This is a genomic window from Sphingobacterium deserti, assembly GCF_000757725.1.
GTDB classification, from domain to species: domain Bacteria; phylum Bacteroidota; class Bacteroidia; order Sphingobacteriales; family Sphingobacteriaceae; genus Sphingobacterium; species Sphingobacterium deserti.
In genome coordinates this window covers 1-13,524 of the sequence record NZ_JJMU01000026.1, presented here as the reverse complement: position 1 = coordinate 13,524, position 13,524 = coordinate 1, and the positions used below count along the sequence as shown (strand labels likewise).

The window sequence follows — 13,524 nt, the reverse complement described above, 5'->3', positions numbered from 1 at the left end:
TCAAGAAAACAAATTTATTATGACTTCAACATTATTGATTGTCGTCGTTATTCTAGCGATTGCATTTGACTACATCAACGGTTTCCATGATGCAGCGAACTCTATTGCAACGGTGGTATCGACGAAAGTATTGACTCCTTTTATGGCGGTTTTGTGGGCTGCTATATTCAATTTCGCGGCATATTTTTATTTTACTGATCATAAGGTGGCCAATACTATTGCAAAAACCGTACTTGAGGAATATATCACGCTCGAGGTAATTTTTGCAGGGCTTGTCGCCGCGATATCTTGGAACCTTTTCACTTGGTATTATGGTATTCCTTCCAGTTCTTCCCACACATTGATTGGCGGCTTTGCTGGTTCAGGAATGGCCTACGCATGGATAATGGGTGCCAATCCGCTTATTGCTGTCAACCAAAGTGCTATTCTTAAAACCGTTTCCTTCATTGTTTTAGCGCCTATTCTCGGTATGTTTATATCGGTAATCATAACGTTGATTATTATGAACCTGGCACGCAGAGCCAGACCTGCTGTGGCAGAAAAGTGGTTTAAAATCTGTCAGTTGATATCATCCGCAGCATTAAGCTTTGCCCACGGTGGAAATGATGCACAGAAAGTAATGGGTATTATTGCAACAGCTTTGATAGCAGAGCAAGTCATTCCCGACTTCGAGGCCATGCCAGCTTGGGTTCCACTATCCTGTTATATCGCTATCGCTGCTGGAACAATGAGCGGCGGATGGAAAATCGTTAAAACGATGGGTACTAAGATTACGAAGGTAACACCTTTGGAAGGCGTAGCTGCAGAAACTGCGGGTGCGGTAACACTTGGCGTAACCGAGCACTTCGGTATTCCAGCATCCACTACGCATACGATAACAGGTTCTATTATCGGGGTTGGTGTCGTGAAGCGTGTTTCCGCAGTGCGGTGGGGCGTCACGATAAGCTTATTATGGGCTTGGATATTGACGATACCGGTAAGTGCGATATTAGGCGGATTGTCGCTTGCGGTTATACATTTTATTCTATAACAGGATATTTAAACGTATAGCGAGATCTTTTTATTGACTCTCGAGTAAAAAAACTCAAAAAATTTTGTGTTTTTAAAATATATACATACTTTTACGCGATGATTTTTTGCTGAATGTCAGTAAAATCAAGTCATAACAAAACTTTTTAAGATGCTTTTATTTTTTGGCATCGTTATTGTTAAGTTATGTTAAAATTGGAAAAGTGAAAACAATTAAAAATTTTAATAACCTTAAAAACAAGAGTATGAACTATTCTACAATTAAAAAAACAGCTGTTGCAGCTTCTTTAGTCGCCGCTTTAGGTTTTGCTGAGAACGCTCAAGCACAAACTCCAACTGTATTTGGTGGAAGATCACAATACAGAACTTGGTCGATCGGTGTTCAAGGTGGTATCACTGCGCCGAATGTACTTACTGGTGGATCTAACAACTTCGGTCAAAAAGTTGGTATGTTCCAAAACAAAGTAGGTGAATACTATGGTTTAACTGTACGCAAGCAATTCTCTCACCTATTCGGTTTAGAGTTGGAAGGTAACCGTGGTCGCATCAAAACTTTCAACCACGATGTATCTGGTCCAGCTTTCGAGGCAGGTTCTGGATTGAATGGCGCTGGTACTGCAAGATCTGCAGAAACAGAAGTAAACTGGGCTGCTAGCTTAAATGGTGTATTCCAATTAGGTACTATCGACTTCATGAGAAGAGAAAATGCAGTTAACTTCTACGCTAAAGTAGGTTTGGGTGTATTGGCGAACAACCCTGTTCAATATGCAAACAACGACTTCACAGGTGCTGTAGTATATAACAACGAAGGAAACTGGGGTGAAGAAATCTTCGGAGATCGTGAGCGCACTGGTGACCGTGATTTCAAAATGGCAGCTTACGTACCAGTAGGTGTTGGTGTGAAATTCAAATTATCTGAAGTTGTTGCCTTGAACTTAGGTTACACAATGAACTTCACTGATGACAACCTATTGTTCGGCCCAGGTCGTTCAGATGTTAAAGGTAAATTCTCTAACGTTTACGGTGGTCTAGAATTCACTTTAGGTTCACGTGATAAAGAAAGTTTAACATTCACAAACCCAGTTGCTACATTGTATGATGAGTTGAAAGATCCATCATTGCGTAACGAAGTTGAAGCATTGAAACAACGCGTATCTACTTTAGAAGGTACTGTTGATCAATTAAGCAAAGACTCTGATGGTGACGGTGTATCTGATAAATTTGACAAATGTCCTGGTACTCCTGCAGGTACTGCAGTAGATGGTTCAGGATGTCCTATCAAATTCCCTGAGCAAGTAGTAGCTCCAGGTGCAACTTCAGGTGCTTACTATGCTCCTATTCAATTCGAATTTGATAGCTCTGTATTGAAAACTGAATCATACTCTACATTAGACAAATTAGCTAAAGAATTACGTGATGCTAATGCATCTATCACTTTAGATGGTTATGCTTCTGCAGAAGGTTCTGAGTCTTACAACATGAACTTGTCAACAGACCGCGCTAACGCAGTAAAACAATACTTAGTAAACGCTGGTGTTTCTGCATCAAGCATCTCTGCTAACGGTTACGGTGAAGCTAATCCAATTGCTTCTAACTCTACTGAGGAAGGCCGCGTACAAAACCGTCGCGTTGAAATCAAAAAATAATTCTTAAAAAGAGTTAAATGATAAGAAAGCCGATCCAGTGATGGATCGGCTTTTCTGTTTATAATCAATCTTTTACTGTATATTTGCACGGCGACATGTTAACATGTGGAAAAGAAAACAAATAAAAGTCGTATTTTCTTTATAAATTTCTTCTGCAGTGAGGATTCAAGCGATTTGTAAATTAAAATGAAAGGAGTGATATGGAAGAAGATTTCGAATTTGGCTCGCCCGAAGAACAAAAACTGTCTGTTGATCGGTACGAAGAAATGCTTCGAAACCAAGATCAATATTTCTTTGATGCAAAGGCTTTCGAAAGTATAATTGAATACTATATCGAAAAAAATGACCCGATGAAAGCTCTTCAGGTTGCTGAATATGCGACTAGTCAACACCCCTATGAAACCTTATTTCTACTAAAAAAAGCACAAATATTCGGTCGTATCAATCAATTCGATAACGCACTTGTGCAGCTAGACAAAGCTACCGCACTGGAGCCGAATAGTGGCGAAGTATATCTTTTAAAAGGCAATATACATCTTTTACAGGGCGACATCGAACAGGCCGAAAGTTTGTTCTTACACGCTATTGAGCTTGGTGAAGATACCGCTGAGGCCTACCTGCAAACGGCAGAACTTTTTCAGCTAAAAGGAGATTATGAACAAGCCATAGCGTATCTCAAAAAGTCGTTAGAAATTAATATGGAAAACGATGACGCTTTACATGCGCTTGCCTTTTGTTATGAGGTATTGGAAAAGCCGGAGGAAAGCATAGAGTTTTATAAACAGTATATTGATAAGGATCCTTATTCCTACGCCGCCTGGTTTAATCTTGGTATGGTATATGAAAAGCTGGATCGATTTGAAGAAGCCATTGATGCCTATGATTATGCCATACTCATCAATGAAGCATTTGTTCCTGCCTACTTCAATAAAGGGAATGTACTTGTTAGTTCCCAAAAGTACACCGAAGCCATCGATGTGTATAAACAGAGTTTTGAATATGAGACACCAACAGCAGACGTATACTGTGCGATAGGTGAATGTTATGAGAAACTGGAGCATATGGAAGAGGCCCGCGAAAACTATAAAAAAGCGGTCAAATTGGATCCGCACCTTGCCGATGGATGGTTTGGTATAGGGGTTACGTTGGATTTTGACGATCGTCATTTTGAGTCTTTGCACTTTTATAAAAAGGCTCTCGAGCTCGATGATGCAAATCCAGACTATTGGTTTGCAATAGCTGACGCCCGGTATAAGCTGAATCAGTTTGAAGAATCTGAATTTGCCTACAACAAGGTTGTGGAACTAAATCCCACGGATATTGAAGCGTGGTTAGACTTTTCATCCATTTATTTTGAACAAAGAAAGTACGTGCAAGCTATCGATGTAATGGCAGATGCGATCAGGCAAAATCCGGAGGCTTCTGAACTGTATTACCGAGTTGTCGCTTATCTTTTTGCAAACGGACAGTATAATGAGGCATTGAATTTCCTAGAATTGGGCCTAGCCACTAATCCGGACAAATTCTATATTTTGTTTGATTATCTACCGCAATTGCAAGGGAACAAGATCATTGTTGATATTATTAGGAAATACACAAATAACCCATGAAAAAATTAGGTCTTATAGGTTTCCCTTTAGGTCATTCATTCTCAAAAAAATACTACCTCAATAAATTTGAAAAGGAAGGTATAACGGATATTGATTATGAATTGTATCCTGTTGAAGACTTAAACGATTTCCGTAATATCTACGAACGTGATCAGCAATTCGTTGGGTTTAACGTGACCATTCCCCACAAGCGAAATGTCATGACGCTATTGGACGAACTATCGGACGAAGCTACAGAAATTAACGCTGTCAATTGTGTAACTATACAGCGGGACAATGGCAAAACACGCTTGAAGGGATTTAATACCGATGCATATGGATTTGAACACTCGCTTCATCCCCTATTAACGGAAAAACATCGAACAGCGCTCGTTTTTGGAAACGGCGGCGCTGCGCAGGCAGTCTATTACAGCTTAAAAAAATTAAACATCAGCTATCAAATCGTTAGTCGCCATAAAGATACAGGCGATTTAACATACGACGAGCTGACCGAAAAAATCATCGCAGACAACAAGCTGCTGATCAACTGTTCGCCAGTAGGGACTTTCCCGGATACCGATCAATGTCCGCAGATTCCTTACGATGGCATTGGCGACGCACATCTACTGTATGATCTAATATACAATCCCGAGGAAACGTTATTTTTGAAAAAAGGCCGTGAGCGAGGCGCTGCAATAAAAAACGGACATGAGATGTTGATTTTGCAAGCTGAAAGGAATTGGGCAATTTGGAACGAGGCCTTTTAGAAGGCAATTTTGATCCTTTTCGGCGATAGGGTTATGAGCATGTGGTATGAAGTGCGCTTTGTAGCACTTTGCTATGGCTGCTGGTAGAGCACTAAGCGAATCTTCACTATGCTTTGGAGAGCCAATGACCACGCGCCTATTACATAAGTTGATGCTGCCTATGTGTTGGACGTTGAGAGTCACTTTCATCTACTCTTGTACGCTTGATAAAGTAGATAGACAAACATGTATATTATTAATCTGCGCAAGTGTTTTGTTTATGATCATGTAAATAATATCCAAGCGTAGCGAATCCCTAAATAAATATTTGTAACCCTACCTCTTGGCGCTGCTGCTAAATGTTCTGGGAAAGGACAATGCGCTTAATGATCCGCTCCTTTACTTGGAAATAATTCCTATTTTTGAACTATGTTGACAATTCAGACTTTCGCTTTTAATCCCTTTCAGGAGAATACATATATCGTTTATGATGAACTAGGCAATTGTGCAATCTTTGATCCTGGTATGTCCAATGCTGCCGAGGAGAAACAGTTTTTGTCGTTCATAGGGGAGCAGAACCTTCGTCCTATTGCACTGTACAATACCCACTGCCATATCGATCATGTACTTGGCAACAGGTTTATTTACGAACAATATAATCTAATTCCCCAGATGCATGAAGGTGAAATACCAGTATTGGTCGATGTAGAACATCGAGCGCCTATGTTCGGCATACGCTACGAAATATCCCCAATCCCAGAAACGTTTTTACAGGAAGGAGAGATTATCCATATTGGGCAGCACCAGCTTCATTTATTATTAGTCCCCGGTCATTCGCCTGCTCATCTTTGCTTCTACCAGCCTGACCAAAAGTTCTTAATTGGTGGCGATGTGCTGTTCCGCAACAGCATCGGAAGAACGGATCTGCCTGGCGGGAATCATCAGCAACTGTTGGATAATATCAAAACCAAAATATATACATTACCTGATGAAACGGTAGTATATCCGGGGCATGGGCCGCAGACAACAGTCGGCTTCGAAAAGTCGACCAATCCATTTATAAAAGGTTAAGAATGAAACTGCCTATCTTTTTTGCAAAGAGATATCTCTTTTCCAAGAAATCTTTAAATGCGATCAACATCATCTCCACAATCAGCGTTGTTGGTGTATTAGTTAGTAGCGCAGCATTAGTTATTGTGCTTTCGTTCTACAATGGGATGGAAAATCTTATTCTCTCCTTATATAGCACCTTTGCGCCAGAGCTGCGAATAGAGCCTGCAAAGGGAAAGGTATTTGACGCTCGACAAGAGGTTTTTGCAAAGCTAAGACAGAACAAAGCAATCAAGAGCTATTCTGAAATATTGGAAGAAAAGGTGCTTATACAATACGAGCATCAACAATTTATAGCGCAAATAAAAGGCGTAGAACCGAAAAGCCTAACCGAAGCTGACCATCAGGATATGCTATATGCCGGCAACCTGAATATCTATGCAGATAGCACAAATTTTGCTTTAATCGGTGCACAAGTCCAAGCGAACCTTCGTATTCCTTTGCAAGGCCTTGATAATACTATCCAACTATTTTCACCTCGAAAAGGAAGCTCCGGTAACAGCGTAAACCCTATGGATGAAATTAATATTCGGAACATTTCACCCTGCGGCCTGCTTCAATATCAACAAGGCTTTGATAATTTGGTAATCACGCCGATTGACTTCGCTCGCGATTTACTTAACGAACACGATCAAGTGTCGGCCATAGAGCTTTATACCAAAGACCCAAATCAGTCTGAAGAACTTCAGAAGCAGACGCAACAAGCTCTAGGCGATGACTTCATCGTCAAAAGTAGGGAACAGCAAAACCCTTTACTATACAAAACGGTACGTTCGGAGAAGTGGATCGTGTTCTTTATTCTTACCGTGATAGGGGTTATAGCCATATTCAATATTATCGGATCTTTGACGATGCTCGTAATCGATAAGAAACAGGACATGACAGTATTGAAAAGCTTAGGAGCAAACAATTGGCTTATTCAACGCATATTTTTTTACGAAGGTGTTATGATTGCCTTTATTGGGGGAATAATAGGAATCGCAATGGGTTTGGGCTTCTGCCTGTTGCAGGACAGGTACGGTATTATTCGAACAGGTGATGGCGAAAATGCGATCATGGATGTCTATCCTGTAGATATACGTCCTTTAGATTTCTTACTTGTATTTGTAACTGTGATGCTGGTTGCTATCCTCATTTCTTACCTCGCTTCCTCGCTAAGTGTCCGAGAAATTCGAAATGATGCCATACGCGCTGCAGATTAGTACTGCAGACGCTTTCTACTATAGTCCCCTTTTACAATTGAATTAATGAACGATCCCCAAGCGAGTGGACTAAATAAAGGATTGGAAAAGCGCTGATTCATATTCTTATTCGTCATATTAATATGCTGACGCATGGAATTAAAGGTCTGAATTTCCTCTGCGCTACGCGGAGTAACTTGCGAGAGCGCAGCTAATGCTTCGGGCGACAGGCTTCGTTTGATTCGAGAAGCGTCATCGTTACTTACATCCAAGGCTAAGAACGCTAAATTAAACTCCTCGATGCTGGCCCATGGGAAGGGCATAACGGCGGGAAGCTCAATTACTAAGCTCTTCATATTGATTCGTGCGGTAAATTTATCTGTGGGTGTGTGCGGAATAACATACGTCAGCGGATCGAATCCTACAGAGGTGAAAGCAATCGTATCACCTACGTGGGCTACAAACGAAAAAAAACCTTCATTATCTGCAGCATGCGCCTGGTTGTTGTGGCTTTTGTTTGTCACGGTAACGAAGGGTACGGGCAGCTCTCCTCCCACCGAACTAATGAGACCGCTGAATTGTATAATTTTCTTTTCTTGACCCTTAGCCGGGAAAAGGAAAATCAGAATCACAACAACCGCAAAAAGAAACCGTCCTACCATACTCCAAAATTATACAAACTTAACGCAAAAGCCTGTTAAATTGTGTTAACCCTAAAATTGTTCGGGCGTTATTGCGTTGGGATCATTGATGTCTGTTAAATTGATAGCTTCTACTGCTGTAATTTCTGGAACAGATTTCTTGATCGCTTGTTCTAAGCCCGCCTTGAAAGTCATGATGCTCATCGAACAACTCGCGCAAGTCCCCAAAAGTTTCAATTTAACTACATTATCAGGAGTAATCTCTTCCACGCTAACGTTCCCCCCATCCGTCTCCAAGTAAGGACGAATGGTATCTAATGCCTGTTCTACTCGCTCTTTTAATGTCATTTCTCTAGTAAATTTTTATGATGTAAAGATAATCAAATTATTAAAATTATTTGGGTTAACCAAATCATAGCTCGTTAATTCAACATTTCGTTGACATCTCTAACGAAGCTCAAGTTAAAGAATGTTAAACAGCTTTAAATAAGCGGGGTTACGATAAATTAAGCGGTAACTTGCAGCACTAAAATTTAATTGAATCTTATCTGAATTTGATGTATCTTTGTAAAATGTTTTTAGATAGACGTATAGTATCCATAATTGCTTGCGTAGTAATGGTAATGTTCGCGACAAGTTGTAAAAGCAGGTTCGAAAAACTTCGCGCCAGCAACAATATTGCTATGAAGTACCAAGAGGCTGTGAAGTATTACGAGAAAAAGAAGTACGCTAAAGCATTGGTTCTTTTTGACGAGCTAATGAGTAAGTACAGGGGGCAATCGGAGGCTGAAGATCTTTACTATTACACAGCTTACACAAGTTATCGCTTGAGCGATTATACATCTGCGCGATTTAACTTTAAAAATTTCGCAACAACTTACCCCAATAGTCCGCGTGCCGAAGAGTGTAGATTTATGTCTGCTTATTGCTTTTATCAGGACTCACCAAGGTTTTCTTTAGACCAGGAAAACACGCGGAAAGCAATCGATGAATTGCAGCTCTTTATCAACTTATATCCTGATGGGGAAAAAGCGAAGGAAGCTGGCGATTTGATACAAAAATTACGGGATAAGCTGGAGCAAAAAGCCTACGCTAATGCTCGACTATATTTCGATATGGGCCAACCCGATGATTATCGTGCCGCTGTCATTGCTTTCGAGAGCATGCTCCGAGAATATCCGGATACTAGATACGCCGAGGAAATTGAGTTCTTGATAGTGAAAGCGCAATATCTATTCGCACAGAATAGCATGCCTTACCGCCAGGAAGCCCGATACAATGAAGCTATTGATTATTATCAATCCTTTGTTGACCATTACCCACAAAGCAAGTTTAAAAGCGATGCCGACCATCTAAGGTCCAGCGCAGAAAAAGAGATAGCATTTGTTGTTAAAAGAATGGACGCAATAAACAAAATGCGTGAAGAACAGCAAAGAGAACTCGGAATAAGTAAAGAAGAAGCTGAAGCTAAAGAAGTTAACGAAGTTAATTCGTCTTCGAAATAAATTAGAAAATTCGTAATACACTACAAAATGAGTCAAAATAAAAACACTTCTGTCCCAAGTTCAACAGTTACCCGTGATTTAAGACAATTGGATAAAGGGACGGATAACATCTATGAATCAATTGTTGTTATCTCTAAACGTGCCAATCAAATCGCCGTAGACGTAAAAGAAGAATTGAACGGTAAACTGTCGGAATTTGCTAGCAACAACGATAATCTGGAAGAAGTTTTTGAAAATCGTGAACAAATCGAAATCTCGAAGCATTACGAACGCATGCCAAAAGCATCTCTAGTAGCTGTTGACGAATTTTTGAACGATAAAGTTTACTTTAGAAACCCTTCTAAAGAACAAGATTAATTTCTGATGTCTGTAAAAGACAAAAATATTGTAATTGGTATATGCGGCGGAATAGCCGCATATAAAATTACATACCTTGTCCGATCGCTAGTTAAAGCAGGCGCGAATGTGCAGGTAATCCTGACAGCAGAGGCTAAGGCTTTCGTCACACCGCTCACGTTTGCCACCCTCTCTAAAAATCCCGTTTATTCCGATTATTTTGATCCACATACAGGCGTATGGCACAACCATGTAGATTTAGGTCTTCATGCGGATCTTTTGCTAATTGCTCCGGCAACAGCCAACACCCTTAGTAAAATGGCTCATGGTGGCTGCGATAATTTGCTATTAGCAACTTACCTATCAGCAAAGTGCCCCGTTATGTGTGCTCCTGCGATGGATCTTGATATGTGGGCTCATCCCAGCACGCAGGATAATGTTTCGCGATTAAAATCATTTGGGAATATCATCATCGCTCCTACTTCTGGTGAATTAGCTAGCGGGTTATCAGGTGAAGGTAGACTTGCCGAACCTGAGGATATTTTTCAGACCATCTATAATTTTTTTAGCGACGCTTTGCCCCTGCAGGGAAAAAAGGCTTTAGTGACTGCAGGCCCAACGCATGAGACCATTGACCCTGTTCGATTTATCGGTAATCACTCGAGCGGTAAAATGGGCTTCGCTATTGCAGAAGCTCTTCAAAGGCTTGGAGCGCAAGTGGTTTTAGTGAGCGGTCCTACGGCCCTTAAAACACCTGACAATGTGCAACAGCTTCATGTAATATCCGCAGCGGAAATGCTCTCGCAAGTGGAACATCACTTTGACGATGCCGACATCATCGTCATGAGCGCCGCCGTAGCAGATTATACGCCCATTGAGGTGGCAACTACAAAAATTAAGAAAAAAGAGGACGTTTTCACTATTTCATTACGGAAGACGACAGATATTCTGGCAACTGTAGGTGCAAGAAAATCCTCAAAACAAACACTCGTAGGCTTTGCGCTTGAAACAGACAATGAGTTGGAAAACGCGAAAGGAAAGTTAGCGCGTAAAAACCTAGATTATATCGTCTTGAACTCTATGCAAGACCAAGGCGCAGGATTTGCCGTTGATACAAATAAAGTTACCATCATCGGTAAAGATTTAAACAAAATCCACCTGCCCCTTAAAAGCAAGATGGAAATTGCTCGAGATATTTGCGAAATCATCGTAGATCATCAGCTCATTATAAGTGAACAATCCTAGATTCTTTCGGATAGTAATTGTTTATCCTATTTGGTAAGACTTTCACCCAACCCAGATTCACCCCTGAATATTGCACTAGGCACCAGCCTGATGAAACCTCGAAGTTGCTTCTATCTAGATTCTCTTTACGAAGGTATTGCTGTGCCGTAGCTAATGAAACTTCCTGCCCAGGTAAATCAGCCTTAACATGTACACTCATTGCCAAATCATGCGAAGGGATGAGTTCCTTGCCCAGCCACTTTCCAATATTGGTCCCTGCGTTTCGGATATACAGCATATCCTGTAATAGCCGTAAGTCATCTTTGTATATCGCGGGGAAAATATGCACATTATCGCCATGCAGAAAGTGCTGTATGCTCGCTATATTGTCCAACCAATGCTCCAATACAACTTTGGATACTGGCGACTTTTCTGGTTTTGACCTTCTCATCTCAAAAGAGCCCTGCTCTCCTGTTTTGCGTAATACCGCGACAAAAAAGCCTTCTCCCTTCACCTTGTGTGGATAGAACCGATAACCAAAGGCACCTTTAGATGTAGAGGTGGTTTCCTCTATTCCCCATGCTGAATTAAAGTCTATTTTCACGCTTTCAAAACCATTGCCTTCCATAATCCAATCCACAATATCTTCGTTCTCCTCCCTTGAATACGAGCATGTAGAATAAACGAGATAGCCGCCGGTCGCGAGCGCTGAAATGGATTCCGCTAGGATTCGCTTTTGACGATCGCTACACAACTTTACATTTGCCAACGACCATTCATCAATAGCTGCCGGATCTTTTCTAAACATGCCCGAGCCCGAACAAGGGGCATCGACAACCATCAGGTCAAAATAGCCTGGAAGTCGACCAAATGCTGATGGATCATTGTTTGTTACCACGACATTGTGCATTCCCCAACGCGTCACGTTATCTACCAATATTCCGGCTCTGCTTTTGATCACCTCATTCGACACCAACAAGCTTTTTTCTCCCAAGTAACTATTCAATAGTGTTGATTTTCCACCTGGCGCCGCGCATAGATCAAGCGCCCTGATCGCACTATCTCGCAAACCAATGCGCTCAAGAATATATCCCAAGAACATCGATGAGGCCTCCTGCACATAGTAACAGCCGGCGTGATAGAGAGGATCCAACGTAAATATCGGACGCTCCTTTAAATAATAGGCATCATTACACCAGGGTACTGCAGCAAGTTCATCATAAGCTTCCCTGGGCTTCTTCAGCGGATTTAAACGAATAGAGGTAACCTTTTCGCCTGACTCGTGGGTTTCCAAAAAAGACTCCTGATTGAAATGTTCATCTTCACTTAATCTTTTAATAAGTTCATTCGGAAGGAAGTTGCTCATCGATATATCATTTAATTCTCTGTAAATTTACCACATTAGGAAAGGAATTACAAAAACACCCGAAAATGAAGGATTTTAAAAAATACTATATTATAAGAGCCACCCCAGAGGATATCTACAAGGCGTTGACTACAGAGATTACGATCCGCTTGTGGACCGGCGATCTTGTCGAGATAGATCCGCAGGAAGGCGGCGAGTTTTCTATGTGGGACGGTGCTATAACGGGTAAGTTTATAACCTTAGAGCCCTTCAAAAGGATCGTACAGCAATGGTATTTTGGGGATCAAAATGAGCCCTCAATTGTTACCATTAAGCTTCACGAACATAAAAAAGGAACTTCATTTGAGGTTCAGCATGTCAACATTCCAGACGAGGCCTACGCCGATATCGTCGATGGCTGGGATAATACCTATATGGCGTCACTTGAGGAATTTTATGACGAAGAAGATTAAGTCAGTAAACTTAACGGGGTGACAGTAAAGACATGCGTAGTTATTAAGCGAAATGTCGCCTCTTTTTTAGATGATAGTATGTAGTACTTAGTATTTAGAATTGCGTAATGCGTATAGCGTAGTGAGATGTTAAACCTTTCTTTGCTTTATTGCTTCCTACCAATTTTAACCGAAATGTCGCCTCGAAAGCTTTGCAATATGTAGACATTTGCCATTGCACAAACCTCCCCTGCAAAGGTTTCAAGCGACGGGGTTTTGAATACTTTTGCCCTACAAAAGTATTTGCCTTGCCGCGGCATGCGGCGGAAGGGGTGTGCGTCGGACAATCCGTTTTATAAACAGAAACTTGAACTTGCTGCGGCATGCGGCAGATCGCTTGTCCCTTGCCGGGACTGGGCCATACTTTTTCAGATGAAAAAGTATACAAAAAATCTTTGTTCCATCGAGGCGATCTCTCCCAACACCCAACACACAGCAGCAGGCTGCCTGTCTGGCTAGATGACATCCCAAAATCCTTTTAGATTGGATTTCGGGAGATAATCTCATGCCTGTCCATACCCACTAGGCGACGGCAGTCCTCTGCTCTTTCCATCACTTGATGAAACACAAAATGCCGTTATTCGGTATTTTAAGGACATGCGGCTGTTCGTTCGATTGATTGGTAGTGCGTAATGAGTAGTGCGTAGTGAGAAATTTTTG

The 13,524-nt window shown here is 41.3% G+C and carries 13 protein-coding genes; 10 read left to right on the top strand and 3 right to left on the bottom strand.

Annotation, left to right across the window (positions count from 1 at the left end; translation table 11 throughout):
* Window positions 1-19 precede the first annotated feature (19 nt).
* The 6 genes from DI53_RS08790 to DI53_RS08765 all read left to right on the top strand — a co-directional run bounded on the left by DI53_RS08790 (window position 20) and on the right by DI53_RS08765 (window position 7,322).
* Window positions 20-1,030 (top strand): inorganic phosphate transporter, encoded by a 1,011-nt coding sequence (locus DI53_RS08790; protein WP_037497801.1) that lies wholly within the window; start codon window positions 20-22, stop codon window positions 1,028-1,030.
* A gap of 244 nt (window positions 1,031-1,274) precedes the next feature.
* Entirely contained in the window at window positions 1,275-2,675 is a 1,401-nt protein-coding gene (locus DI53_RS08785; protein ID WP_037497961.1) for an OmpA family protein, read from the top strand.
* Between the two features lie 200 nt (window positions 2,676-2,875).
* Complete coding sequence (locus DI53_RS08780) at window positions 2,876-4,285, top strand: tetratricopeptide repeat protein (RefSeq protein ID WP_037497798.1); 1,410 nt, start codon at window positions 2,876-2,878, stop codon at window positions 4,283-4,285.
* A complete protein-coding gene (locus tag DI53_RS08775; protein ID WP_037497795.1) occupies window positions 4,282-5,031 on the top strand; it encodes a shikimate dehydrogenase family protein in 750 nt (249 codons plus the stop codon). The genes DI53_RS08780 and DI53_RS08775 overlap by 4 nt, the downstream gene beginning before the upstream one ends.
* Window positions 5,032-5,439: 408 nt before the next feature.
* Window positions 5,440-6,081 carry an MBL fold metallo-hydrolase gene (locus DI53_RS08770; RefSeq protein ID WP_037497792.1) on the top strand — a complete coding sequence of 214 codons (642 nt, stop codon included), beginning with the start codon at window positions 5,440-5,442 and terminating at the stop codon, window positions 6,079-6,081.
* A 2-nt stretch (window positions 6,082-6,083) separates the two neighbouring features.
* Complete coding sequence (locus DI53_RS08765; protein WP_037497790.1) at window positions 6,084-7,322, top strand: FtsX-like permease family protein; 1,239 nt, start codon at window positions 6,084-6,086, stop codon at window positions 7,320-7,322.
* Here the strand turns inward: DI53_RS08765 and DI53_RS08760 are convergent.
* Both DI53_RS08760 and DI53_RS08755 read right to left on the bottom strand, forming a co-directional pair.
* Complete coding sequence (locus tag DI53_RS08760) at window positions 7,319-7,963, bottom strand: hypothetical protein (RefSeq protein ID WP_037497788.1); 645 nt, start codon at window positions 7,961-7,963, stop codon at window positions 7,319-7,321. The two genes, DI53_RS08765 and DI53_RS08760, sit on opposite strands and share 4 nt — an antisense overlap.
* 51 nt (window positions 7,964-8,014) lie before the next feature.
* The gene (locus DI53_RS08755; RefSeq protein WP_037497786.1) at window positions 8,015-8,290 is read right to left on the bottom strand and encodes a NifU family protein; all 276 of its coding nucleotides are present in this window, start codon (window positions 8,288-8,290) and stop codon (window positions 8,015-8,017) included.
* 209 nt (window positions 8,291-8,499) lie between these two features.
* Between DI53_RS08755 and DI53_RS08750 the strand changes: the two genes are divergently transcribed.
* From DI53_RS08750 to coaBC, 3 genes are read left to right on the top strand one after another with little or no spacing between them, the layout of a single operon-like run.
* Window positions 8,500-9,447: an outer membrane protein assembly factor BamD gene (locus DI53_RS08750; RefSeq protein ID WP_338056436.1), complete on the top strand. Its 948-nt coding sequence runs from the start codon at window positions 8,500-8,502 to the stop codon at window positions 9,445-9,447.
* 27 nt (window positions 9,448-9,474) lie between these two features.
* Entirely contained in the window at window positions 9,475-9,804 is a 330-nt protein-coding gene (locus DI53_RS08745; protein ID WP_037497781.1) for a DNA-directed RNA polymerase subunit omega, read from the top strand.
* Between the two features lie 6 nt (window positions 9,805-9,810).
* Entirely contained in the window at window positions 9,811-11,028 is a 1,218-nt protein-coding gene (gene coaBC / locus DI53_RS08740) for a bifunctional phosphopantothenoylcysteine decarboxylase/phosphopantothenate--cysteine ligase CoaBC (RefSeq protein ID WP_037497779.1), read from the top strand.
* On the opposite strand, the gene DI53_RS08735 is transcribed toward coaBC, so the two are convergent.
* Window positions 11,009-12,373 (bottom strand): methyltransferase RsmF C-terminal domain-like protein, encoded by a 1,365-nt coding sequence (locus DI53_RS08735; RefSeq protein WP_037497777.1) that lies wholly within the window; start codon window positions 12,371-12,373, stop codon window positions 11,009-11,011. The genes coaBC and DI53_RS08735 overlap by 20 nt on opposite strands.
* Window positions 12,374-12,438: 65 nt before the next feature.
* Here DI53_RS08735 and DI53_RS08730 point away from each other — a divergent pair, with 65 nt between their 5' ends.
* Window positions 12,439-12,825 carry an SRPBCC domain-containing protein gene (locus DI53_RS08730; RefSeq protein WP_037497775.1) on the top strand — a complete coding sequence of 129 codons (387 nt, stop codon included), beginning with the start codon at window positions 12,439-12,441 and terminating at the stop codon, window positions 12,823-12,825.
* Window positions 12,826-13,524 lie beyond the last annotated feature (699 nt).